We start from the raw sequence: 24,027 nt of genomic DNA, 5'->3' as shown, positions 1-24,027 counted from the left end.
ATGCGGCGTTAGGCATAAGTATGCACCACCGCGTATGAGTTCACAAACCAGTACCGCACAGCACGTTTGAAACGCTCGGGAACTTACTGCGACTTGGCCTGGGCGAGTTGCATCAGGTGGTCGGCCAGCGCCTGCCCGCCCGCCGCGTCGCGGCTGATCAGCAGCACGGTGTCGTCCCCGGCGATGGTGCCGAGGATCTCGAACACCTCGGCGGTGTCGATCGCGGAGGCCAGGAACTGGGCCGCGCCGGGCGGGGTGCGCAGCACCACCAGGTTGCCGGAGGCGGTGGCGGAGACCATCAGCTCGCCCGCCAGCCGGGCCATCCGGGCCTCGCTGGCGGACTCGCCCATCGGGGCGCGCGGGGTGCGGTCCCCGCCCTCGGCCGGGACGGCGTAGATGAGCGCGCCGTCCCGGTTGCGGATCTTCACCGCTCCGAGCTCGTCCAGGTCCCGGGAGAGGGTGGCCTGGGTGACCACGAGTCCGTCGTCGGCGAGCAGCTTGGCGAGCTGGCTCTGCGAGCGGACGGGCTGACGGGTCAGCAGGTCCACGATCCGCCGGTGGCGCGCGGTGCGGGTCTGCGGGACCTGCGGCGTGGGGCCGGTGGCGGGGGTCGTGTGCTCGGGGCGGGGTTCGGTCATAACTGATGATTCTCCTGAAGGACGCTCAGCCGGTCGCGCCGGGGGCGGCTTCGCGGACCGTCCGGAGGATCGCGGGCAGGGCGGCGAGGAAGCCGTCGGCCTGCTCCTCGGTGAGGATCAGCGGCGGGACCAGCCGGACGGCGTCCGCGACGGCGGCGTTGACCAGGAAGCCCGCCTCCTGCGCGGCGGCCTGGACCTGGCCGGCCACCGGCTCGGTCAGCACGATGCCCAGCAGCAGGCCCTTGCCCCGGACGTGGTCGACCAGCGGGTCGCCGATCGCCTCGATGCCGGTGCGCAGCCGCTCGCCGAGCTTGGCGGCGTGCTCCAGCAGGCCCTGCTCCGCGATGGTGCGCAGCACGGCCAGGCCCGCGGCGGCGACCACCGGGTTGCCGCCGAAGGTGGTGCCGTGGTGGCCGGGGCCGAGCAGGTCGGCGGCCGGGCCGAAGGCGAGCACGGCGCCGATCGGCAGTCCGCCGCCCAGGCCCTTGGCGAGGGTGACGAGGTCGGGGTCGACGCCCTCGTACGCCTGGTGGGCGAACCAGTGGCCGGTGCGGCCGGTGCCGGTCTGGATCTCGTCCAGGACCAGCAGGGTGCCGGTGGCCCGGGTGATCTCGCGGGCGGCCTCCAGGTAGCCGTCGGGCAGCGGGATCGCGCCGTTCTCGCCCTGGATCGGCTCCAGGAAGACCGCGGCGGTGTCGGTGGTGACGGCGGCGCGCAGGGCCTCGACGTCGCCGAACGGGACGTACGTGACGTCGCCGGGCAGCGGCTTGAACGGGTCCTGCTTGCCGGGCTGGGCGGTGAGCGCGAGGGCGCCCATGGTGCGGCCGTGGAAGGCGCCCCGGAGGGAGACCAGGTGGGTGCGGCCGGTCAGCCGGGAGATCTTGAAGGCGGCCTCGTTGGCCTCGGTGCCGGAGTTGCAGAAGAAGACCTTGCCCGGGCGGCCGGACAGCTCGATCAGCTTCTCGGCGAGCTCGATCGTCGGCTCGGCCGTGAAGAGGTTGGAGACGTGGCCCAGGGTGGTGATCTGCTGCGTCACGGCCTCGACGATCGCGGGGTGGGCGGTGCCCAGCGCGTTGACCGCGATGCCGCCGACCAGGTCGAGGTACTGCTTGCCGTCGGCGTCCCACAGCAGCGCGCCCTCGCCGCGGGCCAGCGGGATCCGCGGGGTGCCGTAGTTGTTCATCAGGCTGTGCTTGTACCGCTCGATGACGGCGTCGTTGCTGCTCATGCCAGGCCCCCCAGTACGGTGCTGTCGTCGTCGGGCACGACCATGGTGCCGATGCCCTCGTCGGTGAAGATCTCCAGCAGCAGGCTGTGCTGGACGCGACCGTCCAGGACGCGGGCGGTGCCCACGCCGGAGCGGACGGCGCGCAGGCAGCCCTCCATCTTGGGGAGCATGCCGGAGGCCAGGGTGGGGAGCATCTCCTCCAGCTCGCTGGCGCTCAGCTGGCTGATCACGTCGTCGGAGTTCGGCCAGTCCTTGTACAGGCCCTCGACGTCGGTGAGCACGACCAGCATCTCGGCGCCGAGCGCGACCGCCATCGCGGCGGCGGCGGTGTCGGCGTTGATGTTGTAGACGTGGCCGTCGGTGCCGCGGGCGATCGAGGAGATCACCGGGATCCGGCCGTCGGCGATCAGCGCCTTCACGGCGCCCGCCTCGATGTTGACGATGTCGCCGACCAGGCCGATGTCGACCTGCTCGCCGTCGACCACGGCGTAGCGCTTGGCGGCGGTCATGGTGTGGGCGTCCTCGCCGGTCATGCCGACGGCGAACGGGCCGTGGGTGTTGAGCAGGCCGACCAGTTCGCGCTGGACCTGGCCGGCGAGCACCATCCGGACCACGTCCATGGTCTCGGGGGTGGTGACGCGCAGGCCGGCGGTGAAGGAGGACTCCAGGCCGAGCCTGTCGAGCTGGGCGCTGATCTGCGGGCCGCCACCGTGCACCACGACGGGGTGCAGGCCGGCGAAGCGCAGGAAGACGACGTCCTGGGCGAACGCGGCCTTGAGGTCCTCGTCGACCATGGCGTTGCCGCCGAACTTGATGACCACGGTCTTGCCGTGGAAGCGCTCCAGCCACGGCAGCGCCTCGATCAGGGTGCGGGCCTTGGGCAGGGCGGCGTTGCTGCGGGCCTGTTCGCCCTTGGGTGCGATCTGCATGGCGGTGGGAGGACCCCCCTCGGGTCAGCTGGAGTAGGCGCTGTTCTCGTGCACGTACTCGGCGGTCAGGTCGTTGGTCCAGACGGTGGCCGAGGCCTGACCGGCCTTCAGGTCGGCGGTGATGACGACCTCGCGGTCCTTCATCGAGACCAGGTCGCGGTCCTCGCCGACGCCGCCGTTGCGGCAGACCCAGACGCCGTTGATGGCGACGTCCAGCTGGTCCGGGTCGAAGGTGGCGGAGGTGGTGCCGATCGCGGACAGCACCCGGCCCCAGTTGGGGTCCTCGCCGTGGATGGCGCACTTGAGCAGGTTGCTGCGGGAGACGGTGCGGGCGACGTCGACGGCCTCGTCCTCGGTGGCGGCGTTGACCACCTCGATCCGGATGTCCTTGGAGGCGCCCTCGGCGTCGCCGATCAGCTGGCGGGCCAGGTCGGCGCAGACGGTGCGCACGGCCTCGGCGAACTCGGCCTGCTCGGGGGCGACCCCGGAGGCGCCGGAGGCCAGCAGCAGCACGGTGTCGTTGGTGGACATGCAGCCGTCGGAGTCGACCCGGTCGAAGGTGGTGCGGGTGGCGTCGCGCAGCGCGGCGTCCAGGGCGGCGGAGTCGACCGCGGCGTCGGTGGTGAGCACGACCAGCATGGTGGCCAGGCCGGGGGCGAGCATGCCCGCGCCCTTGGCCATGCCGCCGACCGTCCAGCCCGCGGGGGCGGTGACCTGGGCGGTCTTGTGCACGGTGTCGGTGGTCTTGATGGCGATCGCGGCGCTCTCGCCGCCGGTGTCGCTGAGGGCCTTCACCGCGAGCTCGACGCCGGGCAGCAGCTTGTCCATCGGCAGCCGGACGCCGATCAGGCCGGTGGAGCAGACCGCGACCTCGATGGCGCCGATGCCGAGCTCGGCGGCGACCTTCTCGGCGGTGGCGTGGGTGTCCTGGAAGCCCTCGGGGCCGGTGCAGGCGTTGGCGCCGCCGGAGTTGAGGACCACGGCGGCCAGTTCGCCGTCGTTGAGCACCTGGCGCGACCACTTCACCGGCGCGGCGTGCACCCGGTTGGAGGTGAACACTCCGGCCGCGGCGTGCTGCGGGCCGTCGTTGACGACCAGCGCGAGGTCCGGGGTGCCGGACGCCTTGATGCCCGCGGTGACGCCCGCCGCGCGGAAGCCCCTGGCCGCGGTGACGCCGACGTTCTGGTCCTGGGGGGTGGTCACGGTGCGACTCCGTTCAGCGGGAGGCCGAGCTCCTCGGGGAGGCCGAGGGCGATGTTCATGCTCTGCACCGCGCCGCCCGCGGTGCCCTTCACCAGGTTGTCGATCGCGCTGATCGCGATGATCCGCCCGGCGTGCTCGTCCAGCACCACCTGCAGCACCGCGGCGTTCGACCCGTACACCGACGAGGTGTGCGGCCACTGGCCCTCGGGCAGCAGCTGGACGAACGGCTCGCCGCCGTACGCCTTCTCGTACGCGGCGCGCAGCTCGGCGCCGGTGGTGCCGGGCCGCGCCTTGGCCGAGCAGGTGGCGAGGATGCCGCGCGGCATCGGCGCCAGGGTGGGCGTGAAGGAGACGGTGACCGGCTCGCCCGCGAGCGGGGTCAGGTTCTGCGCCATCTCCGGGGTGTGCCGGTGGCCGCCGCCGACGCCGTACGGGCTCATCGAGCCCATCACCTCGCTGCCCAACAGGTGCGCCTTGACGGCCTTGCCCGCGCCGGAGGTGCCGGACGCGGCGGTGATCACGGCCTCCGGCTCGGCCAGGCCCGCGGCGTACATCGGGTACATGGCGAGCGTGACGGCGGTCGGGTAGCAGCCGGGCACGGCGATCCGCTTGCTGCCGCGCAGCGCCTCGCGGTGGCCGGGCAGCTCGGGCAGGCCGTAGGGCCACGTCCCCGCGTGCGGGGAGCCGTAGAACTGCTCCCAGTCGGCCGCGGACTTCAGCCGGTGGTCGGCGCCCAGGTCGACCACCAGGACGTCCTCGCCGAGCTGGGCGGCGATCTCGGCGGACTGGCCGTGCGGCAGGCCGAGGAAGACGATGTCGTGCCCCGCCAGCGTCTGCGGGTTGGTCGGCTCCAGCACCCGGTCGGCCAGGCCGATCAGGTGCGGCTGCAGCGCGCCGAAGCGCTGGCCCGCGTTGGAGCCGCCGGTCAGCGCCCCGATCTCCACCTCGGGGTGCGCCTGCAGCAGTCGCAGCACCTCACCGCCCGCGTATCCGCTCGCTCCGGCGACGGCTACTCGCAATACCATGGCATTCCCTCCTGAAGCCCAGCATGAATATACGCAGCCCAGCAAAATCATGCAAGGATGCGGTCGGCCCGCGCACTGTCGCACCCCTCTCCTAGGGTGCCGCCATGACCGATCTCGCCGTCGCGGCACGCCTGTCGGCCGGAGCGGACCTCCCGGTGGACCTGCTGGCCTGCCACCCCCGCCTCCCGCTGGCCGCCGGGATCGGCACCGACGAGGACGCCGGGCGCTCGCGCGTCCGGGTCTGGGACTGCTCCGGCGGAGGGCCGGGCGAACTCGCCTCCTTCGACGTCGCGCTCGCCCTCACCCCCTGGGGCGACCACCGCCCGCCCTCGGTCGCCTGGCACCCGCACGAGCCCCTGCTGACCGTCGCCGACGGGAACGTGCTGCGCCGCTGGACGCCCGGCGGCCCGGCCGCGCCGCTGCCCGCCCCCGACGGCTGCGAGGCGCTCGCCTACAGCCCCGACGGCCGCGCCCTGTGGGCCTCGACGTCCGGCGACGACGAGACCTCGGCGGTCCTCGACCCCGCCACCGGCGCCGCCGCCCCCGCCCGCTGGTGGGACACCGGCGTCGGCGCGCACCCCTCCGGCGAGCTGGTCGCCACCCTGGTCAGCGACCAGGGCGCCACCTTCTGCGTGTTCGCCCGCCCCGGCGGCGAGGGCGGGGCGATGCGGCAGCAGCGGCGGGCCCTGGTCCTCGACGTCGACGGCTACGGCACCCCGCTGTTCGGTCCCGACGGGCGGTACCTCGCCCTGCACGGCAACGCCTACCTCGAAACGCTGGACGTCTTCGCCTTCCCCTCGCTGCGCAAGGTCCTGCACACCCGCCTCGCCCGGGACGAGGACCGGCTGCGCCACAACCTCGCCTTCGGTCCCCGCCCCGGCACGCTGTGGCTCGCCACTCCCGGCGGCACCCTGGTCGAACTGGACGTGGCGGCCCGGGAGGCCGTCGAGCACGGGGACCCGGACGACGCGGCGGTCACCGCGCTGGCCGCGACCGCCGCCGGCGAACTGCTGGTCGCCCGGGAGGACGGCAGCCTGACCCTGCTGACACCGCCCACCGGGGACGAGCCCCCGAGCCCCGCCACCACGGCGGGCGAGGACGCGGCGGCGTTCCTGGCCGGCACCGGGGACGTCCCCGCCGACGGCGACCTCGACGACCACCTGGACTTCACCGACGGCGACCACGACCGGGGCCGGGAGAGCCTGGCCGAGGCCACCGACGCCTCCCCCGACGACCCCACCTGGCTCCGGCTCCGCGCCCGCCCCAACCGGTTGTCCGCGGGGCACGCCGACTGACTGGGCACCCGGGCGGCGCCCCGGCCCGGCCGCGGGGAAGTCCCGTCCCGCGCCAGCGAATTGACGTCGCGTCAGGCGTGCGCGTCCGCGTCGGTGGAGGCGCGGACGACGAGCTGCGGGGCGAAGCGTTCGACCTGTTCGGTGCGGTCGGCGGCGGGGCCCTGGAGCAGGGCCAGGGCGCGCTCGGCCATGTCGGCGAGCGGGTGGCGGATGGAGGTGATCGGGGGGTCGAGGAGTTCGAGCATCTCGGTGTCGTCGAAGCCGGTGACGGCGATCTCGCCGGGGACGGGGACCGCCGAGCGCTGCAGGGTGCTGACCAGGCCGACGGCGAGGACGTCCGCGCCGCAGACGACGGCGTCGACCTCGGCGCGGCGTTCGGCGATCCGGCGGCCCGCGGTGCGGCCCGCGTCGGTGGTGAAGCTGGGCAGCAGGACGGTGGTGGCGTCGGCGCCGCGGGCGGCGGTGAAGGCGGCGAGGCGTTCCGCGCCGGAGGAGGAGGCCTGGTCGGCGGCGACCAGGGCGATCCGGTGGCGGCCGAGGGCGTCCAGGTGGTCGAGCAGCAGGCGCATCGCGGCGGCGTTGTCGAGCGTGACGGCGACGGTGCCGGAGCCGCGCGCCCAGCGGTCGAACAGCACGACGGGGGCGCGCTTCGCGGCGGCCCGGACGGCGGCCCCGGAGGCCGCGGCGGAGACCGGGACGACCAGCAGCCCGTCCACCCGTCCGCCCAGCAGGGTCTCGATCTGCTCGGCCTCGATGGTGGGCGAGTTCGCCGCGTCGGAGACCACCAGCTGCCCGCCCGCGGCCCGGACCTGCTGGGCGATGGCGTCGGCGAGCTGGACGAAGTACGGGTTGGCGAGCGAGGGGACGACCACGCCGACGGTGCCGGTGGTGCCGGTGCGCAGCGCCCGCGCGGAGTGGTTGGTGCGGTAGCCCAGACGCCGGGCGGCCTCCTCGACGCGGCGGGCCAGGTCGGGGTCGACGTTGCGCGGGGTGCCGGCCAGGACGCGGGAGGCGGTGGCCCGGGAGACGCCGGCGGCGGCGGCCACGTCGAGGAGTCGGGGCGCTGTCACGTGGGGTCCTCCCCGGTCGGAGCGGTCTCGGAGACGGTCGCGGGAGCGGTCTCGCGGGCGGTGCACGGGCTGCGCGGCGCCCCCCGTCTCGGAGCGGTGACGGCCGGATCACGTTCCGGCGGTCGGCCCCCGGGCGGGCCTGAGCTGGCGCGATGCGCAGCACGAGGGTACTTGACGCCTCGTGAGTGCTGGTCCACAGTGTGGGAGATCGATCTCCCACGGCTCCCGAGGAGTCCCAGATGCCGTCCATCACCGTCGTCGGTTCGGTCAACCGCGACCTCGTCCTGACCGTCGCGGACCTGCCGCGGCCGGGCGAGACCGTGCTCGCCCGGGGCTTCGTCGAGGGCGTCGGCGGCAAGGGCGCCAACCAGGCGGTCGCGGCCGCCCGGCTCGGCTCGCAGGTGCGCCTGGTGGCCCGGGTCGGGGCGGACGGCGAGCCGATCCGCCGGGTGCTGGCCGCCGAGGGCGTCGACCTGGACGCGGTGCTGACCGCGCCGGACGCGAGCACCGGGATCGCCTCGGTGGTGGTCGACCGGGCGGGCGAGAACACCATCGTGGTCAACCCCGGCGCCAACGCCGTCCTCTCGGTCGAGGACCTGCCGCAGTGGCTGGCCCGCACGCCCGGCGAGGTGCTGCTGGTGCAGCACGAGGTGGCCGCCGAGGTGGTGGCCGCCGCGGTGCTGCGGGCCCGCGAGCAGGGCGGCACGGTCGTCCTCAACCCGGCCCCGGCCCGTCCGGTCGACCCGGAGGTGCTGGCCGCCGTCGACGTCCTGGTGCCCAACCTGGGCGAGCTGGCCGCGCTGCTCGGCGCCGCACCGGTCTCCGGCCCGGACGCCGCCCGCGAGCTGCTGGAGGGCGCCGACCTGCCCTGCGGGGCCGTGGTGGTCACGCTCGGCGCGGACGGGGCGCTGGTCGGGCGGCCGGGGCGCCCGACCGTCCACCTGCCCGCCCCCGCGGTGGACGCCGTCGACACCGTCGGCGCGGGCGACACCTTCTGCGGCGCCCTCGCCGACGCGCTGGCCCGCGGCGCCGACCTGACCGCCGCCGCGGCCCGCGCCGTCCGGGCGGCCTCGCTGGCCGTGACCGGGCTCGGCGCGCAGTCCTCGATGCCCCGCGCGGCGCAGCTCGACGCCGCCCCCTGACCTCCCGCCCATTCCCCTGCAACGCCTGCCTGTTCAACGGAGAACACCCATGCGCAGCCTCAAGCTCGGCCTGTTCGAGAACGCCCAGACCAACGCCAGCGGCACCGCCACCTGGCGGCACCCCGACAGCCGCCGCCACCTGTTCGACACCCTCGGCTACTGGCAGGAGGTGGCCCGGCTGTGCGAGGACGCCAAGCTGGACTTCCTGTTCCTGGCCGACGCCTGGGGCTGGTCGGAGATCAACGGGGTGCGCCCGCCGATCGCCACCGAGGAGACCCTCGACCTGCCCCGGCTGGACCCGTTCGTGATCGCCTCGGCGCTGCTCGCCTCCACCACCGACCTGGGCCTGGTGGTGACCGGCTCGGTGCTGGTCGAGCCGCCGTACGGCTTCGCCCGCCGCCTGGCCACCCTGGACCAGCTCTCCGGCGGCCGCCTCGGCTGGAACGTGGTCACCACCGGCACCGCCGACACCGCGGTCAAGGCCTTCGGGATGGACATGGTCGCGCACGACGACCGGTACGCGATGGCCGAGGACTTCCTCGACCTGGTCTACAAGTACTGGGAGGGCGCCTGGGAGCCGGACGCCCTGGAGAAGGACAAGGCCGGCCGCTTCGCCGACCCGGCCAAGGTGCACCTGGTCGAGCACGAGGGCCCCTACTTCCGCTCGCACGGCTACGGCAACACCGCCCGCTCCCCGCAGGGCACCCCGGTGCTGTTCCAGGCCGGGGCCTCCCCGGCGGGCCGCCGGGTCGGCGGGCGGCACGGCGAGTGCATGTTCGTCGGCAGCGGCAGCGTCGAGCAGCTCGCGGGCCACACCAGGGCGATCCGCGCGGAGGCCGTGCAGGCCGGGCGGAAGGCCGACGAGGTCAAGGTGATGTCGGCGTTCTCCTGCGTGGTCGGCGCCACCACCTCGGACGCCGAGCGCCGCTGGCAGCGGATCCTGGACGCGCAGCGCCCCGAGGTCACCGTCGCCTCGTACGCGATGTTCACCGGCCTGGACCTGTCCTCGTACGCGCCGGACACCCCGATGGCCGAGCTGTCCACCGAGCTGTCGCAGACCCAGGTCGCCCGGTTCGCCGGGAGGACGGTCGGCGACGTGCTCGCCGACTGGCACACCCACGGCGTGGGCGCCCGCCCGGTGGTCGGCACCGCCGAGGAGATCGCCGACGAGCTCTGCGCCCTGGCGGAGGGCGCCGACCTGGACGGCTTCCTGCTCTCGCCCACCGTGCAGCCCGCCTCCACGGTCGAGTTCGTCGAGTCGGTGCTGCCGATCCTGCGCGAGCGCGGCGCGTTCCGCGGCGCGTACGCGGACGGCGAGTCGCTGCGCGAGCGCCTGACCGGCTCCGGCGACCGGGCGCTGCCCGCCAGCCACCCGGCCGCGCGGCACCGCCACTGACCCGTCGACCACCCCGCACCACGAGAGGACGGCGACGGCCATGGCCACTCCCGCCCACCACCCCACCGAACCGACCGGGCCGACCGCACCGGGCGGGCCGACCGGGCCGACCGGGCTGACCGGGCTGACCGGGCCGACCGCGCTGGACGCGGGCGTGCTGCGGCAGGCGTTCGGGGCGTACCCGACCGGTGTGGTCGCGATCGGCGCGCTGCGCGACGGCGCACCGGTCGGGTTCGCGGCCAGCTCCTTCGTGTCGATCTCGCTGGAGCCGCCGATGGTCGCGATCAGCGTGGCCCGCACCTCCACCACCTGGCCGCGACTGGCCGGGGCCCCGGTGCTCGGGCTGAGCGTGCTCAGCCACGGCCAGGGCGCGCTGTGCCGCAAGCTCGCCTCCCGGGCGGGCGACCGGTTCGGCGGCACGCCCTGGCGGGCCACCGCCGACGGCGCGGTGCTGATCCACGACGCGGCGCTGTGGCTGACCGCCCGGGTCGGACCGGTGTACGACGGCGGGGACCACGAGATCGTCCTGCTGGAGCTGCTCACCGCCGAGCTGTTCCCGGGCGTGGAGCCGCTGGTCTTCCACACCAGCCAGTTCCGCGAGCTCACCCCCCATGCCTGAGCTCCCGTCGACTCCCCTTGTCGGAACGGTCGTTCACGGCGCGGGCCGGGGCAGGGGCCTGGGCTTCCCCACCGCCAACCTCTCCCCCGCCCCCGGCACGGCCGTCCCGCCGCCCGCGATCTACAGCGGCTGGCTGGCCCGCCCGGCGACCGGGGGCGTGCACCGGGCGACCGTCAGCATCGGCACCAACCCGACCTTCGGCGACTCCACCGAGGTGCACGTCGAGGTGCACTGCCACGACACCTCGGACGACCTGTACGGCGAACGGGTCGAGCTGTGGTTCGTCGCCCGGCTGCGCGACACCGAGAAGTTCGCCACCGTCGACGCGCTGCTCGCCGCCGCCCGCGAGGACGTCCGCCGCTCGGACGCCCTGCTGGCCGCCGTCACCCCGCCCCGCGCCCCCGCGCCCTGAGCCCGGCCGGCCCCGCACCCCCACCGCACCACCCCCACCGCACCACCCCACCGCACCACCTCGCTCTGCACGCAGTGAACCCCCACCACCCCCACCACCTCGCTCCGCACGAACAAAGGTGTGAGTCATGAGCGCATTCCACTGGCTGAACGAGCAGTTCAGCTTCTTCGGCCTCCCCGTCTACTGGTCCGACTTCCTCGGCAACGTCCTCGCGCTCGCCACCGTCTGGCTGGCCCTGCGCCGCTCGCTGGTGGCCTGGCCGGTGCAGATCCTCGGCTCGGTGTTCCTGCTGATCGCCAGCCTGAACGTGCACCTGGGCGGCAACGCCGCCCGGCAGGTGGTGATCATCGTCTCGGCGTCCTGGGGCTGGGCGACCTGGAAGCGCAGCCGTGAGCAGGAGGGCGCCATCAACGTCCGCTGGGCGAACTGGGGCGAGCGCGCGGTGCTGGTCGCCGCGATGGTGCTCGGCACGGTCGCGTTCGCGGCGGTGCTGAAGTGGCAGGACGCCTCGTTCTACCCGGGCGCGCCGATGTGGATGGTGAGCGCGGACGCCTGGATCTTCGTCGGCTCGATCATCGCGATGTACAGCCAGGCCCGCCGCTACATCGAGTTCTGGTTCGTCTGGCTGGCGGTCGACCTGGTCGGCGTGCCGCTCGCGGTGCACTCGGAGCTGTACTTCTCCGGCATCGTGTACTCGATCTTCTTCGTGATGGTGGTGATCGGCATCCGCGACTGGGCCTCGCGCAGCAAGCCGCAGGAGATCGCCTCGCCGCTGGAGCCCGCCGTCCTGGTGGAGGGCCGCGAGGAGAGCACCCGCTGACGTCCCGCCGCCCCGGCACGGGCCGCCCCCTGCGCGGGGGGACGGCCCGTGCCGGTGTGCGTCGTCGCGCCGCGGCCGGTGCGGCGGTTCGCCGCCCGCTCGGGGACGCCCGTCACTGCGGTGGCATCAGGCGCAGCAGGTCGGCGGCCGGGAGGGACGGGTTGGCGGCGGCGTGGTGGGCGGTGGCGGGGTCGGCGAGGAGGGCGCGGATCCGGTCGAGCGGCAGGGCGGGGTGGGCGGCGGCCCGTTCGCGGGCGCGGCGGTCGCGCAGGCAGGCGGTGAGGGTGGCACCGTCGGCGGCGGGGTGGACGGCGAGGGCGCGCAGGGTGGCCACGTTGTGCTCACCGGTGGTGAGGGCGCGCAGCAGGGTGGTGGGGGTGTCGGGGTTGGCCGCGATGCCGGGGCCGACGAGGCGGCCGTGACGGTGGTGCATGGCGGTCAACTGCCGTTCCTCCAGGCCGGGGTGGGGGGCGACGGCGTTGGCGACCCTGGCTTCCGGATCGGCGGCGAGGCGGTCGCGGACGTGCGGGGGCAGGTCGCGGCGCAGGGCGAGCAGACGCCGCAGTTCGGGGTCCGCGGAGGCGGCGAGCCGTTCGGTCTCGGCGGGGTCGGCGGCGGCGATCCGGGGCGGCAGCGTCGCCCCGAGCTTGAGGACGACGCCCTCCCAGGCCCGTTCGAGGACGTCCAGCGGCACGGCGGGGTTGCAGACCACGGCCCGGCGCACGGTCTCGTGCGGGACGGCGGCGAGTTCGCGGATCAGCCGCTCGCCGACCGCCGGGTTCTCGGCGAGTGCGGCGAGCACGAACGGCTCGGTGGAGGTGGCGAGTTGGGCGTACGTGTCCGGGTCGAGGTCGGTGCGTTCGGCGAGTGGGGCGCGCAGCAGGCCGGACGGGTCGTGCAGGTGGCGCCGGGCGTCGGCGGCGGGCGCGTTCGGGTGCGCGAGGGCGGCCTCCACGACGGTGTGCCGGGCGTACTGGTGGCTGCCGTCGCAGGCGGCGCCGCCGGGCAGGTCGCAGTCCGGGTCGGGGCAGTCCGGCGGGTGCGTCCACGGGACGGGGTGGCGTTCGCAGACCTCGCAACTCGTCAGTGGCGGGCGGTCGTTGAGCAGATCGGCGAGGACGTCGGCCGGGGCGGCCGGGTTCCAGCCGACGGCCTGCCGGACGTGCGACGAGGGGTGCGCGGCAAGGGCGGCGAGGACGCCGGGGTCGGGCTGCGCCTCGGCGAGCGCGACCAGGACGTCCTGGTCCGCCGCAGCGAGCAGCCGCCGCGCGACCCCGGCGGGCAGCCGCTCGGTGGACGCCAACTCCGGCCACAGCTCCCGCCGTCCGGCCAGCAGCTCGGCCCACCCGGCGGGTGCCCGACCGGCCCGCAGCAGTGCCAGCGCGGCGATCGGCTGCCGCCGGGGGTCGACCCGCTGCGCCGTCAACCGGCCGTTCTCCACCAGGCGTTCGGCCGCCACGACGCCGCGCTCCGCCAGCACCTCGACCTGCCGCTCGGTCAGGTCCGTCCGTTCGGCCAGCTCCGACGAGAGGTCCGGCTCGTCGAGCCGGACCAGCCGCTCCACGGCCTCCGCGGGCAGCGCGGGGTTCCCGGCCAGCCCTTCCCAGACACGACGCATCCGGGCATCCTCCCCCGCCCGGCCCGACCCCGCCACGCGTTTTCGGTGCGGCGCATTCTCGGTGCGGCGCACCGGCACGACGGGCGGATGCCGAAGCGCCGGACGTCCGCGGTCCGACCCGCCGAGCCGTCCGACCCGCCGGACCCCGGCCCGTCGGGCCCGTGGCAGCCGATCGCGGCCCGTTCGCCCTCCCGCCCCTGGCGGCCCGCGGGTTCACCGACGCGGACGGCTGCCGCTGGCGACTCCTCCGCGGCCCGCCGGACCGGCGCCGGGCGAAGCGGCTCGCGGTGCGGGCCGACGTGATGGCGACGGGCGACCACGACGACGAGCGTCCCGGCCGGTGGGTGCCCCGCTCCCTGCCGGCGGCCGAGCGCCCGGCCGCCCGGCCGGTGGCCCGGGCCGCGCACGGCGCGGACGGTCTGCTCTCCCACCCGGCCTACGAGTTCACCGCGGACGACGGCCGGGGGCTGCTGCTCGTCGAGACGTCCTGCTGAGCCCGCTCACGCCTGCCCGCCCCCGAACAGGCCCTGCTGCCGGGCGATGTCCCGGACGAACACCACCCCGTCGACCCGGTCCAGCGCCGCCGGGTCCAGTCCGAAGTACGTGTGGTCGGCCGGGATCCGGGCCTGCACCCGCCCGGGTGCCCCCAGGGCCGCGGCGAGCCGGGCCGGGTCGAGGACGGTGCGCGGGCCCGGGAGGGTGGCGAGGACGCCTTCGAGGGTGTCGGGGGCGGGGTGGTCGTCGGGGGCGCGGTTGCCGAAGGTGGTGGCGAGGAAGGCGTAGCCGTCGTCGAGGCGGGCGTCGAGCAGGGATCCGGCGCTCCACCAGAGGAGTTGGTGCCCGCCGAGCGGGATGCGGCCGGCTTCGCGCTGGAGGTGGCGGTTGTGGGCGAAGGCGAGGGTCGGGCCGCGGCGGGCCTCGCGGCGGAGGATCGCTTCGAGGTTGTCGGCGATCATCAGGTCGCGTTGGCGCATCAGCGAGTTGAGCCGGTCGGGGCCGTCCCCGGCGGTGGCCGCGTGGTAGCGGAGCAGGCCGGTGGCGGTGCGGGCGTCGAGCTCGGCCCGCCAGAGCGCGTCCGCGGCCGTGCCCGTTCCCGCAACCGCTTCCGCGCGCGCATCCGATTCCGCGCCCGTGCCCGCGCCCGTGCCCGCGCCCGCGCCCGCTTCCGCGGCCGCGAACTGCGGGCGGTGCGCGGCCAGGAGCAGTCCCAACTCGTCGGCGAGCAGCCGGAGTCGGGTGGCCTCCGCGGTGCGTCCCACCGAGCGGGTGGGGTCGAGGGCGGCGGCGGGGTCGGTCCAGCGCTCGTCCGGTCCGCAGAGGTGCAGCAACTCGGCCCGCTCGGGCAGCAGTTCGGCCGGGAGCCGGTCGGCCAGGAAGGCGTGCAGCCTCAGCAGCGCGGGGCCCGGTGCGGCGGCGCCGGTGTACTCCAGCGGGCCGTCCGCCCCGTAGAACCGCAGCCGCTCGCCCTCCTCGACCCCGGTGTTGAACTCCCGCATCCAGCACACGAGTTCGCGGTTCCCGGCGTAGGCGCCGAAGCCGTGGCTCAGGCCCTCCCGCAGCGCGGCGTCCAACTCGCCCTCCGCGCCGCCCACGTACGCGTCGACGGCGAGCGCGGCCAGGCAGTCGCTCTCCAGGGCGATGGAGCGGTAGCCGTGGTCGGTGACCAGGTGGCGGAAGAGTTCGTTGCGCAGGTCGAGGAACTCCTCGGCGCCGTGGGTGGGTTCGCCGAGGGCGAGCAGCCGGGTGCCGGTGGGGACGAGGTCGGTGAGGGCGGCGGCGGAGAAGGGGCGGGCGGCGTCCTGGAGCGAGGGAGTCATGGATTCCACCGTATCGTTGAAGGAACGGTGTAGACTTTTCCGTTCTCAGCCCGGGAATCGAGCAGAAAAGCTTCAAACACGATGACACTGCGCCCGATCGATCTGGCCCGCGAGCACGGCCTGTCCACCCAGGCGGTGCGCAACTACGAGGAGGCGGGCGCCCTGCCGCCCGCCGCCCGCTCCGCGCACGGGTACCGGCGCTACGACGAACGCCACGCGGCCGCGCTGCGGGCCTTCCTGGCGCTGCTGCCGGGGTACGGTCACCCGGCCGCGACCGCGATCATGCGCGCCGTCCACGCGGACGCCCTGCCGGAGGCACTGCGCCTGGTCGACGACGGCCACGCCCTGCTGGCCGAGGACCGTCGCACCCTGGAGGCCGTCCGCACCGCCCTCGACCACCTCCCGCCCGCCGGGGAGGGCGCCCCCGCGACCGACGGGCCCGCGACCGACGGGCCCGGGGCCGACGGGCCCACCACCGGCACGCACATCGGTCCGCTCGCCCACCGGCTCGGCCTGCACCCGGCGACCCTGCGCGAGTGGGAGCGCGCGGGCCTGGTCGCCCCGTCCCGGGACGCCCGCACCGGCTACCGGGTCTACGCGCCCGAGCAGGTCCGCGAGGTGCTGCTGGCCGAGCAGTTGCGGCGCGGTGGCCACGGCCTGGCCCGGACCGCCGAGATCCTGCACCGGCTGCGCACCGCCGGTTCCCCGGAGGCGCTCCGCCCGACCCTGGCCGCCTGGCAGGACCGCCTCACCGCCCGCGGCCGCGCCCTGCTCGCGGGCGCGGCCGCCCTGCACGCCTACCTCGACCTCCTGGACCGACCGCCCCTTCCGTCCTGAGGGGACTGCACGAACTCCCTCACCCGCCGACCCGGTTGGTGACCACGCCGTTGGACATGGTGAGCGGCACCGCCGTACCGGCGAACGCGTCGGGATCGGTGGTGAGCGGGTCGAGGGCGAAGGCGGTGAGGTCGGCGCGCAGCCCGGGGGCGATCCGCCCGGTGCGGTCGGACTCCCCTGCGGCGCGGGCGGCGTGGGTGGTGTAGCCCTCCAGGGCCATCAGGGCGGTGAGCGCCTGGCCGGGGTTGACCGGCGCGGTGTCGGTGCCCGCGTGGCGGCGCAGTTGGGCGTAGGCGAGGACGCCGCGCGGGTCGTGGTGGGCGATGGGCCAGTCGGAGCCGAGGGCGAGGGTGGCGCCGGTGTCGCGCAGGGTGCGGCAGATCCAGGCGCGTTCGGCGCGTTCGGCGCCGAGGCGGGTGGACCAGGCGTCGGTGTGGTCGGCCCGGGTGTACGCGGAGTGGGTGGGCTGCATGGAGGCGGGGACGCCCAACTGGGCGAAGCGGCGGGCCTGTTCGTCGCCGAGCGTCTCGATGTGCTCGATCCGGTGCCGCCCGCGGCCCTGCCCGGGCAGGGCCGCGACGGTGTCCAGCACGTGCCGGACACCCGCGTCGCCGATCGCGTGGGTGGCGGTGCGCACCCCGTACGCGTCCAACTGCCGTACCACGTCGGAGTATTCGGCGGGGTCGAGCCAGAGCGCGGCGGTTCCCTCGCCGTGGCAGTCGGGGCGCTCCAGCCAGGCCGAGCCGCCCTCCACCGTGCCGTCGACGAACAGCTTGACGCCGCCGACCAGCCAGTTGCGCCCGGACTCCCCCTGCAGCGCGGCGAGTTCCCTCAGCCCTTCGGCGCCGATCCCGGGCATGCACCAGGGGGCGATGCGCAGGCGCAGCGGCAGGTGGCGGGTGTCCTCGATGGCGCGGACGAGTTCCAGGATGTCGCCCCCGGCGTCCATCACGTGCGCCCCGGCGAGGCCGCCGGCGGCCATCCGCAGCAGCAACTCGTGCAGGGCGTCCCGGCGTCGGGCCAGCGGGAGGCTGGGCATGACGGCGGTGACCAGGTCCATCGCGGCGTGTTCGACCAGGTGGCCGGTGGGGGTGCCGTCGGGGTCGCAGACGACGGTGGCGCGCTGGGCGAAGGTGCGCGGGCCGCTGATCCCGGCGGCGCGCAGGGCGGCGCCGGTGGCGAGGGCGGAGTGGCCGTCGTAGAGGCGGACGAAGGCGGGGGTGTCGGGGCCGAGCACGTCCTCGATCACGGAGCGGTGGACGGGGTGGTCGCCGAACGCGTTGTGGTCGAGGTTCCAGGCGAGCACCCAGCCGTCGAGGCGCTCGGCCCGGGCGAGGGCGGCGCGCAGGCCGTCCAGGTCGCGGACGGCGGACAGGTCGGCGCCGGTGGAGAGTTCGAGGCCGAGCGCGGGGTGGCTGTGGCCGTCGACCAGCCCGGGGACGAGGGTGGCGTCGCCGAGGTCGATCACCTCGGTGCCGGGGCCGCGCCAGTCGCGGGCGTCGGCGGCGCTGCCGACGGCGGTGATCAGCCCGTCCGCGACGGCGACCGCGGTGGCGCCGGGGGCGGTGGCGCCGTCGAGGGTGTGGACGGTGCGGGCGAGGACGATGGTGTCGGGCGACACGGTGAACTCCTGGTGGTACGAGGGTGGTTCGGTTACCGAGTGTGGGTCAGGCCGCACCGGCCGCCGGGGACCGGGCGTCCAGCGGCGCGTCCCCGGCCGGCTCGGCCTCCTCCGCCGCACCGGCCGGTTCGACCGGCTCGGCGCCGAACGCGGCGTACACCTCGGGTCGACGGGCCCGGGTGCGCAGCGCGTACAGCAGGCCGGCGGCGAGGACGGCGGGGACGATCAGGACCAGGACGCGGTTGACGGTGGCGGAGGCGCCGGTCAGCAGCTCGATGTGGTCGACGACCAGCCAGAGCGCGCCGCTCAGCAGCACCGCGGCGACGGCGGGCGCGACGACGGTGCGCAGCACGCCCTCGCCGTGGCCGGGGCGGCGCCGGAACCAGCACGGCACGGCGAGGGCGGCGAGCAGCTGCAGCGCGACCAGGGCGAGCATGCCGGGGGTGTTCACCCACAGCAGCAGTTGGGTGTACGGGTCGGCCCCGGCGGCGGCGAACACCACCACGACGACCAGGGCGAGCACGCTCTGCGCGATGCCGGAGAGGTACGGGGAGCGGTGCCGGGGGTGGATCCGGCCGAGCGCGCGGGGCAGCAGGCCCTCCTCGGCGAGGGCGAGCCCGTAGCGGCTGGTGGCGTTGTGGAAGGCCAGCAGCGAGGCCAGGATGCTGGTGACGATCAGGACGTGCATCAGGTCGGCGGCCCAGGCGCCCACGTACCGGTCGATGGCGGTGAAGAACAGCCCGCCCGGGTCCTGGGCTGCGGCCGCGACGACCTCGGCGTCGCCGTACGCCTGGACGACCGTCCACACCACGAAGGCGTAGAACAGGCCGAGGAAGGCGACGGCCAGGTAGGTGGCGCGCGGGACGGTGCGGTCGGGGTCGCGGGCCTCGCGGCGGTAGATGACGGTGGACTCGAAGCCGGTGAACGCGGCGAAGGCCATCGCCAGGACGCCGGGCATGCCGCCGGTGAGGACGTTGCCGGGGGCGAAGGAGTGCAGGCTCAGGCCGTGCGCGCCGCCCTCGATCAGCACGGCGGCGGCGAGCAGCACCAGGATGCCGGTCTCGGCGAGCAGCAGGACGCCGAGCAGCTTGGCGCCGAAGTCGATGGAGCGGAAGCCGCCGTACCAGATCACCACCAGTCCGATCAGCGCGGGCAGCAGCCAGGGGACCTGGTGCCCGGTGAGGGCCTGGACGGTGTCCCTGGTGGCGGAGCCGAGCAGGCCGAAGACGCCGATGTTCATGCCGAGGTAGCCGAGCAGGGCGAGCAGCGCGGCGGCGAACCCGGCGGGGCGGCCGAGGCCCTGGGTGATGTACGCGTAGAAGCCGCCCGCGTTGCGGACGTGGCGGCTCATGGTGGTGAAGCCGACCGCGAAGACGGCCAGCGTGACGCCCGCGGCGAGGTAGCCGACGGGGGCGCCGATGCCGCCGACCAGCAGGGCGAGCGGGGCGACCCCGGCCATCACGGTGAGCGGGGCGGCGGCGGAGACCACGAAGAAGGCGATGTCGGCGGTGCCGAGGCTGCCGCGGCGCAGCGTGGGGGCGCCGCCCGCGGCAGGGTGGGGGGTTTCGGTCATGGAGGGTGCCCTTCTGGCGGCCGGGTGGGGAGTCCGGCTGGTGGTCCCGACTGCGGACGACCATAAACCTAAAGGTTGATGGTTTTCGCACCCTAGCCCGGCGCACTACCCTCTGGGAAGACCCGGATTCCGAGGTCACGGCCCGCGGGCGCGCAGCACGCGGGCAGGACGCGAGCGGCACGCAGGCAGGACGCGACGGGGGACGGCACCGGTGGGACGACCGAGCAAGGCCCTGCTCGACCGGGCGAGGATCGGCGCGACCGCGCTCGCCCTGGTCGACGAGAGCGGCGACTTCAGCGTCCCGCAGATCGCCCGCCGCCTCGGCGTGCAGACCGCCTCCGTCTACCACCACGTGGACGGGCGGGCCGGGATCGTCGAACTGCTGCGCGTCCAGGTCTCCGCCGCGATCGACCTCGACACCCTCGACCTGCGCCCCTGGGACGTCGCCCTGGAGGCGTGGGCCCGCTCCTACCGCGCCGCATTCGCCGCCCACCCGCGCACCGTCCTGCTGCTGACCACCAGCCAGGTGGCCGCCCCCGAGGTGCTCGACCAGTACGAGCGGGCCGTCGCCCTGCTGCTGGAGAGCGGTTTCCCGCCGCCCGTCGCGATGCCGCTGCTGACCGCCGTGGAGAACCTGGTGCTCGGCTCGGTGCTCGACCTCGCCGCCCCCGAGACGGTCTGGGACCCGACCGCCGACACCCCCCGCCTCGCCGAGGCCCTGCGCGCCGCCGGACCGGGGCGCAGCGAGGCCGCCTTCGACCTCGCGCTGACCGCCCTGCTGACCCGGGCGCACACCCTCCTGCCCTGACGTCCCGTCAGCTCGCCTTGTAGTAAACCTACAAGATCACCATGCCCGACTCGGTCGCGCCCGGCAGCCTTCCGCACCCGTTTCCCTTGGCAGAGTGGGCGACATCGGATCGTCCGGCCGACCGCCGGAGAGCCCGATCATTGTGCTGCCATCACAACGGGAGTATCGCCATGCGCACCGAATACGACACCGTCGTGGTCTCCGGCCTCGGGGCCACCACCCCGCTCGGCGGAACCGCCCCCGCCACCTGGCGGGCCATGTGCGAAGGACACAACGGCATCCGCGCCCTCGACCGCCCCTGGGCCGCCGACCTGCCGATCCGGATCGCCGGACAGCTCGCCGTCGAACCCTCCGAGGTCCTCGACCGGGTCGAGGCCCGCCGCCTCGACCGCAGCGAGCAGCTCGCCCTGATCGCCGCCCGCGAGGCCTGGGCCGACGCCGGACGCCCGGACGTCGCGGGCGAGCGGCTGGCCGTGGTGATCGGCACCGGCACCGGCGGCGCGGTCACCATGCTCGACCAGGACGACGTCCTGGAGCGCTCCGGCGTCCGCAAGGTCTCCCCGCACACCGTCCCGATGCTGATGGCCAACGGTCCCGCCGCCTGGGTCTCCATCGACCTCGGCGCCCGGGCCGGCGCCCACACCCCCGTCAGCGCCTGCGCCTCCGGCGCCGAGGCCGTCGCCCTCGGGCTCGACCTGATCCGCCTCGGCCGCGCCGACGTGGTCGTGGCCGGCGGCACCGAGGCCTGCCTGCACCCCCTGCCGCTGGCCGGGTTCGCCCAGGCCCGCGCGCACTCCCTGCGCAACGACGACCCGGCCCGCGCCTCCCGCCCCTTCGACTCCGGACGCGACGGCTTCGTCATCGCCGAGGGAGCCGCGGTGCTCGTCCTCGAACGCGCGGGCCTGCGCCCCGGCGCCCGCCGCTACGCCACCCTCGCGGGCGCCGCCGTCACCTCCGACGCCCACCACATCACCGCCGGGCACCCCGACGGCCAGACCCGCGCCGTCCGCGGCGCCCTCGCCGACGCCGGGCTGGCCCCCGAGGCCGTCGGCCTGGTCCACGCGCACGCCACCTCCACCCCCAAGGGCGACCTCACCGAGGCCGAGACGCTCACCCGCGTCTTCGGCCCGCACCGCCCCGCCGTGACCGCCACCAAGTCGATGACCGGCCACCTCTTCGGCGCCGCCGGGGCCCTGGCCGCCCTCGCCACCGCCTACGCCCTCCACCACCAGTACGCCCCGGCCGTCCGCAACCTCACCGACCCCGACCCGGAGTTCCTCCCGCTGAACCTGCTCACCGCCTCCGGCCCGCTCCCGCACGCCGCCGCCCTGACCAACTCCTTCGGCTTCGGCGGCCACAACGCCAGCCTGGTCCTCACCCGCGCCTGAGCCGCACGAGAACGGGACTCACTCCCCGTTCTCCTCCGCGACGTCCTGCAGGAGGCGCAGCAACGCCTGCCGCACCTCCTGCGGGCCCAGCACCCGCAGCGGGACGGCCAGCCCCAGCAGGTAGCGGGCCAGCCCCTCCGCGTCGGGCCCGCCGATCTCGACCACGCAGGCCCCTGGCCCGTCCGGGCGGTGCGTGCCGACGCTGGCCGGGACCAGCCGCAGCGCCTCCTCCAGCGGCACCGGGAAGCGCACCGACGCGTACACCGGGTACCGGCCGGTCCCGGTGTTGCGGGCGACCAGCAGCGCCGGGTCGGGCGGCTCGGCCTGCTCCGCCACCGGCTGCCCCGTCCCCCGCACCTGCACCACCCGGTCCGCCCGGAAGGTCCGCCACTCGCCCCGCGCCACGTCCAGCGCGACGAAGTACCAGCGCCGCCCGTTGTGCACCAGGCGGTACGGGTCGACCTCCCGGACGCTGTCCCGGCCCTCGCCGTCGCGGTACGACAGCCGGACGCGCTCCCCGCCCCGGCACGCCCCGGCCAGCTCCAGCAGCGTCCCGGGGGCGATCTGCGGGTCCCCGGGCCGGTGCGCGTGCACGAAGGTGGCGTCCATCCCGGCGAGCCGCTCCGCGACCCGCCGCGGCAGCGACTGCTGCAGCTTCAGCAGCGCCGACAGCGCGGCCTGGTCGCTGCCCAGCACCCCGCTGAACGCGGCCCCGCGCAGCGCCACCGCCACCGCCAGTGCCTCCTCGTCGTCCAGCAGCAGCGGCAGCGCGCGGGCACCGCCGCTGAGCCGGTACCCGCCCCAGGGCCCCGGGTCGGACTCCACCCCGTACCCGAGCTCCCGCAGCCGCGCGACGTCCCGGCGCACCGTGCGGTCGGTGACCTCCATCCGCTCGGCGAGTTCCCCGCACGTCCAGGACGGCCGCGAGGCCAGCAACGAGACCAGGCGCAGCAGGCGCGCCGACGTGGTGAGCACGTCCGCCATCCTCCCGCACGACCAGGACCGAACCTGTCCTGGTCGGCTCCTAGGCTCGTCCCCATGGACACCAACGACGCCTCCACGCCCGCGATCCGCTACGTCGCCGTCACCTTCGACTGCCCCGACCCGGCCGAACTCGCCCGCTTCTACGGCGAGGCCCTCGACCTGCCGACGCTCTACTCCGGCGAGGACTTCGTCCTGATCGGCCGCGAGGGCGCTCCCGGCCTCGGCTTCTCCCGCATCGCCGACTACCGGCGCCCCACCTGGCCCGACCCCGCCGAGGAGAAGCGCGCCCACCTCGAGTTCAGCGTCGACGACCTGGAGGCCGCCACCGCCCGCATGCTCAAGCTGGGCGCCACCGAGCCCGACACCCAGCCCTCCCCCGACCGCTGGCGCGTCCTCCTCGACCCCTCCGGCCACCCGTTCTGCCTCACCACCCTGGCCTGAGCACCCGGCCGCACGGGGCCCCGCCACGAGGGCCCCGTGCGGGGGGCCGGGGAACGGCGGGCACGGGCCTGCTCACCGCCCGTTGCCGGTGCGCGCACCGGCTCCGGGTTCCGTCCACGGCCGGAAGCAGCACGGACGTCCCGATGGGCTCCGGCCGTCAGCGGCCCGAGCCCGCCGTTCCCCGGGGCCCTGATTCCGCCCCTCGCCCGTCCGCGTCCAGTCGCACCGCCAGCTCCGTCAACTCCCGCACCCGCAGTACCCGTTCACTCGGCGGCAGCGGCACGTGCAGCGGCTCCAGCCAGGCGTCCGGGATCGCGCCCGCCCCGTACACCGCCCCCGCGAGGCCCCCGGTGACGGCGGCCGTGGTGTCGGTGTCGCCGCCGAGGTCGATGACCGCCCGCAGCGCGTCGGGAAAGCCGCCGGTGGTGCGCAGCGCCCAGAGCGCGGAGCCGAGGCAGGCCCACACGGCGCCGTTGCCCTCGGTCGCCTGCTCCGGCCGCCAGTGCGCGTCCAGCACCCGGGCCCAGCGTTCCCGGTGCTCCGCCCGGACCTGCGCGAGCGTCTCCGGCACCGCCGCCAGCGGGTCGCCGCCGTCGAGGGCGACCCGCAGCAACTCGTGGAGGATCGCGGTCCCCTCCCAGGCGGCGCCGTCCCCGTGGGTGAGCGCGGTGATCCGCCGGGCGGCGTCCATCGTCACCTCGCGCCCTTGCGGGGCGAACCGGACGGCGCCGGTGACGGCCCGCATGAGGGCGCCGTTGCCCGCGGCCCGGCCCTCGGTCTGGAAATGGATCGCGGCGGCGACATCCCAGGGCAGTCCGCTGCCGAGCACGATCTCGGTCTGGATGCCGATGTCCTTGGGATCGCCCGCCGCCCACCCCCGGAAGCGTCCGAACATCTCGGGCAGGTCGAGTCCGCCCGCGGCCAGCAGCGATTCGCCGAGGTGGACGGCCAGCTGGGTGTCGTCGGTGGCCTCGCCGACCTCCCACCCACCGCCACCGCACATCGCGGCCGCACCGGGGAAGCGCTTCCCGAACGCCCCGGCCGGGCCGAACTCGAAGGGGGCGCCGAGCGCGTCCCCGACCGCCGAGCCGAGCACCGCCCCGACCACCCGTTCCCGTCGCTCCACGCCACCCTCCGTCGTCACGTCGCCACCACCTGTCACC

General features: G+C 75.4%; 23 protein-coding genes. 11 read left to right on the top strand and 12 right to left on the bottom strand.

What is annotated here, in order from left to right; genetic code table 11:
- Positions 1-83: 83 nt before the first annotated feature.
- The 5 genes from QSK52_RS24075 to argC are packed head-to-tail and all read right to left on the bottom strand — an operon-like array spanning position 84 to position 5,023.
- Positions 84-638 carry an arginine repressor gene (locus QSK52_RS24075; RefSeq protein WP_033211503.1) on the bottom strand — a complete coding sequence of 185 codons (555 nt, stop codon included), beginning with the start codon at positions 636-638 and terminating at the stop codon, positions 84-86.
- 25 nt (positions 639-663) lie between these two features.
- A complete protein-coding gene (locus QSK52_RS24070) occupies positions 664-1,866 on the bottom strand; it encodes an acetylornithine transaminase (RefSeq protein ID WP_285738223.1) in 1,203 nt (400 codons plus the stop codon).
- The gene (gene argB, locus QSK52_RS24065) at positions 1,863-2,795 is read right to left on the bottom strand and encodes an acetylglutamate kinase (protein ID WP_285738222.1); all 933 of its coding nucleotides are present in this window, start codon (positions 2,793-2,795) and stop codon (positions 1,863-1,865) included. Before argB ends, QSK52_RS24070 begins: the two co-directional genes overlap by 4 nt.
- A 24-nt stretch (positions 2,796-2,819) precedes the next feature.
- The gene (gene argJ / locus QSK52_RS24060) at positions 2,820-3,998 is read right to left on the bottom strand and encodes a bifunctional glutamate N-acetyltransferase/amino-acid acetyltransferase ArgJ (protein ID WP_285738221.1); all 1,179 of its coding nucleotides are present in this window, start codon (positions 3,996-3,998) and stop codon (positions 2,820-2,822) included.
- On the bottom strand, positions 3,995-5,023 hold the full coding sequence (gene argC / locus QSK52_RS24055; protein WP_285738220.1) for an N-acetyl-gamma-glutamyl-phosphate reductase: 1,029 nt from the start codon (positions 5,021-5,023) through the stop codon (positions 3,995-3,997). The genes argJ and argC overlap by 4 nt, the downstream gene beginning before the upstream one ends.
- Positions 5,024-5,127: 104 nt before the next feature.
- On the opposite strand from argC, the gene QSK52_RS24050 reads away from it, so the two are divergent.
- Positions 5,128-6,318 carry a hypothetical protein gene (locus QSK52_RS24050; protein ID WP_285738219.1) on the top strand — a complete coding sequence of 397 codons (1,191 nt, stop codon included), beginning with the start codon at positions 5,128-5,130 and terminating at the stop codon, positions 6,316-6,318.
- Between the two features lie 71 nt (positions 6,319-6,389).
- Here the strand turns inward: QSK52_RS24050 and QSK52_RS24045 are convergent, their stop codons facing one another.
- Positions 6,390-7,388, bottom strand: coding sequence for a LacI family DNA-binding transcriptional regulator (locus tag QSK52_RS24045; protein WP_285738218.1), 999 nt, complete (start codon positions 7,386-7,388; stop codon positions 6,390-6,392).
- A gap of 239 nt (positions 7,389-7,627) precedes the next feature.
- Here QSK52_RS24045 and QSK52_RS24040 point away from each other — a divergent pair, with 239 nt between their 5' ends.
- The 5 genes from QSK52_RS24040 to QSK52_RS24020 all read left to right on the top strand — a co-directional run bounded on the left by QSK52_RS24040 (position 7,628) and on the right by QSK52_RS24020 (position 11,777).
- On the top strand, positions 7,628-8,530 hold the full coding sequence (locus QSK52_RS24040) for a ribokinase (protein ID WP_285738217.1): 903 nt from the start codon (positions 7,628-7,630) through the stop codon (positions 8,528-8,530).
- Positions 8,531-8,579: 49 nt separating this feature from the next.
- Positions 8,580-9,926, top strand: a complete 1,347-nt coding sequence (locus QSK52_RS24035) for an NtaA/DmoA family FMN-dependent monooxygenase (protein ID WP_285738216.1) — start codon at positions 8,580-8,582, stop codon at positions 9,924-9,926.
- A gap of 40 nt (positions 9,927-9,966) precedes the next feature.
- Entirely contained in the window at positions 9,967-10,545 is a 579-nt protein-coding gene (locus QSK52_RS24030) for a flavin reductase family protein (RefSeq protein ID WP_285738215.1), read from the top strand.
- The gene (locus QSK52_RS24025) at positions 10,538-10,957 is read left to right on the top strand and encodes a riboflavin kinase (RefSeq protein ID WP_285738214.1); all 420 of its coding nucleotides are present in this window, start codon (positions 10,538-10,540) and stop codon (positions 10,955-10,957) included. Before QSK52_RS24030 ends, QSK52_RS24025 begins: the two co-directional genes overlap by 8 nt.
- A gap of 127 nt (positions 10,958-11,084) precedes the next feature.
- A complete protein-coding gene (locus QSK52_RS24020) occupies positions 11,085-11,777 on the top strand; it encodes a nicotinamide mononucleotide transporter family protein (RefSeq protein ID WP_285738213.1) in 693 nt (230 codons plus the stop codon).
- A 112-nt stretch (positions 11,778-11,889) separates the two neighbouring features.
- Here QSK52_RS24020 and QSK52_RS24015 read toward each other — a convergent pair whose 3' ends face one another.
- Complete coding sequence (locus QSK52_RS24015) at positions 11,890-13,395, bottom strand: hypothetical protein (protein ID WP_285738212.1); 1,506 nt, start codon at positions 13,393-13,395, stop codon at positions 11,890-11,892.
- 161 nt (positions 13,396-13,556) lie between these two features.
- Between QSK52_RS24015 and QSK52_RS24010 the strand changes: the two genes are divergently transcribed.
- Entirely contained in the window at positions 13,557-13,889 is a 333-nt protein-coding gene (locus QSK52_RS24010) for a hypothetical protein (protein ID WP_285738211.1), read from the top strand.
- Between the two features lie 6 nt (positions 13,890-13,895).
- Here the strand turns inward: QSK52_RS24010 and QSK52_RS24005 are convergent, their stop codons facing one another.
- Positions 13,896-15,212: an erythromycin esterase family protein gene (locus QSK52_RS24005; protein ID WP_285738210.1), complete on the bottom strand. Its 1,317-nt coding sequence runs from the start codon at positions 15,210-15,212 to the stop codon at positions 13,896-13,898.
- 81 nt (positions 15,213-15,293) lie between these two features.
- On the opposite strand from QSK52_RS24005, the gene QSK52_RS24000 reads away from it, so the two are divergent.
- Entirely contained in the window at positions 15,294-16,049 is a 756-nt protein-coding gene (locus QSK52_RS24000; protein ID WP_285738209.1) for a MerR family transcriptional regulator, read from the top strand.
- 19 nt (positions 16,050-16,068) lie between these two features.
- On the opposite strand, the gene QSK52_RS23995 is transcribed toward QSK52_RS24000, so the two are convergent.
- Both QSK52_RS23995 and QSK52_RS23990 read right to left on the bottom strand, forming a co-directional pair.
- A complete protein-coding gene (locus tag QSK52_RS23995) occupies positions 16,069-17,670 on the bottom strand; it encodes an amidohydrolase (RefSeq protein ID WP_285738208.1) in 1,602 nt (533 codons plus the stop codon).
- Between the two features lie 46 nt (positions 17,671-17,716).
- The gene (locus tag QSK52_RS23990) at positions 17,717-19,243 is read right to left on the bottom strand and encodes an APC family permease (protein ID WP_285738207.1); all 1,527 of its coding nucleotides are present in this window, start codon (positions 19,241-19,243) and stop codon (positions 17,717-17,719) included.
- A 211-nt stretch (positions 19,244-19,454) separates the two neighbouring features.
- On the opposite strand from QSK52_RS23990, the gene QSK52_RS23985 reads away from it, so the two are divergent.
- Positions 19,455-20,051, top strand: coding sequence for a TetR/AcrR family transcriptional regulator (locus QSK52_RS23985; protein ID WP_285738206.1), 597 nt, complete (start codon positions 19,455-19,457; stop codon positions 20,049-20,051).
- A 170-nt stretch (positions 20,052-20,221) separates the two neighbouring features.
- Positions 20,222-21,439 (top strand): beta-ketoacyl-[acyl-carrier-protein] synthase family protein, encoded by a 1,218-nt coding sequence (locus QSK52_RS23980; protein WP_285738205.1) that lies wholly within the window; start codon positions 20,222-20,224, stop codon positions 21,437-21,439.
- Positions 21,440-21,457: 18 nt separating this feature from the next.
- Here QSK52_RS23980 and QSK52_RS23975 read toward each other — a convergent pair whose 3' ends face one another.
- Positions 21,458-22,423: a helix-turn-helix transcriptional regulator gene (locus tag QSK52_RS23975; protein WP_285738204.1), complete on the bottom strand. Its 966-nt coding sequence runs from the start codon at positions 22,421-22,423 to the stop codon at positions 21,458-21,460.
- Between the two features lie 54 nt (positions 22,424-22,477).
- On the opposite strand from QSK52_RS23975, the gene QSK52_RS23970 reads away from it, so the two are divergent.
- Positions 22,478-22,864 (top strand): VOC family protein, encoded by a 387-nt coding sequence (locus QSK52_RS23970; RefSeq protein WP_285738203.1) that lies wholly within the window; start codon positions 22,478-22,480, stop codon positions 22,862-22,864.
- Positions 22,865-23,021: 157 nt separating this feature from the next.
- Here the strand turns inward: QSK52_RS23970 and QSK52_RS23965 are convergent, their stop codons facing one another.
- The gene (locus QSK52_RS23965; RefSeq protein ID WP_285738202.1) at positions 23,022-23,990 is read right to left on the bottom strand and encodes an ADP-ribosylglycohydrolase family protein; all 969 of its coding nucleotides are present in this window, start codon (positions 23,988-23,990) and stop codon (positions 23,022-23,024) included.
- Between the last annotated feature and the right edge of the window lie 37 nt (positions 23,991-24,027).

This window comes from Kitasatospora phosalacinea, assembly GCF_030268885.1.
GTDB classification, from domain to species: domain Bacteria; phylum Actinomycetota; class Actinomycetes; order Streptomycetales; family Streptomycetaceae; genus Kitasatospora; species Kitasatospora phosalacinea_C.
Note: the sequence above shows the minus strand (reverse complement) of the source record. Positions and strands in the feature narration are given on the sequence as shown.

Excerpts from the sequence above, each read along its gene's own strand:
- QSK52_RS24075 (WP_033211503.1), bottom strand. The coding sequence starts at position 638 with ATGACCGAACCCCGCCCCGAGCACACGACCCCCGCCACCGGCCCCACG.
- QSK52_RS24070 (WP_285738223.1), bottom strand. The coding sequence starts at position 1,866 with ATGAGCAGCAACGACGCCGTCATCGAGCGGTACAAGCACAGCCTGATG.
- argB (WP_285738222.1), bottom strand. The coding sequence starts at position 2,795 with ATGCAGATCGCACCCAAGGGCGAACAGGCCCGCAGCAACGCCGCCCTG.
- argC (WP_285738220.1), bottom strand. The coding sequence starts at position 5,023 with ATGGTATTGCGAGTAGCCGTCGCCGGAGCGAGCGGATACGCGGGCGGT.
- QSK52_RS24050 (WP_285738219.1), top strand. The coding sequence starts at position 5,128 with ATGACCGATCTCGCCGTCGCGGCACGCCTGTCGGCCGGAGCGGACCTC.
- QSK52_RS24040 (WP_285738217.1), top strand. The coding sequence starts at position 7,628 with ATGCCGTCCATCACCGTCGTCGGTTCGGTCAACCGCGACCTCGTCCTG.
- QSK52_RS24035 (WP_285738216.1), top strand. The coding sequence starts at position 8,580 with ATGCGCAGCCTCAAGCTCGGCCTGTTCGAGAACGCCCAGACCAACGCC.
- QSK52_RS24030 (WP_285738215.1), top strand. The coding sequence starts at position 9,967 with ATGGCCACTCCCGCCCACCACCCCACCGAACCGACCGGGCCGACCGCA.
- QSK52_RS24025 (WP_285738214.1), top strand. The coding sequence starts at position 10,538 with ATGCCTGAGCTCCCGTCGACTCCCCTTGTCGGAACGGTCGTTCACGGC.
- QSK52_RS24020 (WP_285738213.1), top strand. The coding sequence starts at position 11,085 with ATGAGCGCATTCCACTGGCTGAACGAGCAGTTCAGCTTCTTCGGCCTC.
- QSK52_RS24015 (WP_285738212.1), bottom strand. The coding sequence starts at position 13,395 with ATGCGTCGTGTCTGGGAAGGGCTGGCCGGGAACCCCGCGCTGCCCGCG.
- QSK52_RS24005 (WP_285738210.1), bottom strand. The coding sequence starts at position 15,212 with ATGACTCCCTCGCTCCAGGACGCCGCCCGCCCCTTCTCCGCCGCCGCC.
- QSK52_RS24000 (WP_285738209.1), top strand. The coding sequence starts at position 15,294 with ATGACACTGCGCCCGATCGATCTGGCCCGCGAGCACGGCCTGTCCACC.
- QSK52_RS23990 (WP_285738207.1), bottom strand. The coding sequence starts at position 19,243 with ATGACCGAAACCCCCCACCCTGCCGCGGGCGGCGCCCCCACGCTGCGC.
- QSK52_RS23980 (WP_285738205.1), top strand. The coding sequence starts at position 20,222 with ATGCGCACCGAATACGACACCGTCGTGGTCTCCGGCCTCGGGGCCACC.
- QSK52_RS23975 (WP_285738204.1), bottom strand. The coding sequence starts at position 22,423 with ATGGCGGACGTGCTCACCACGTCGGCGCGCCTGCTGCGCCTGGTCTCG.
- QSK52_RS23970 (WP_285738203.1), top strand. The coding sequence starts at position 22,478 with ATGGACACCAACGACGCCTCCACGCCCGCGATCCGCTACGTCGCCGTC.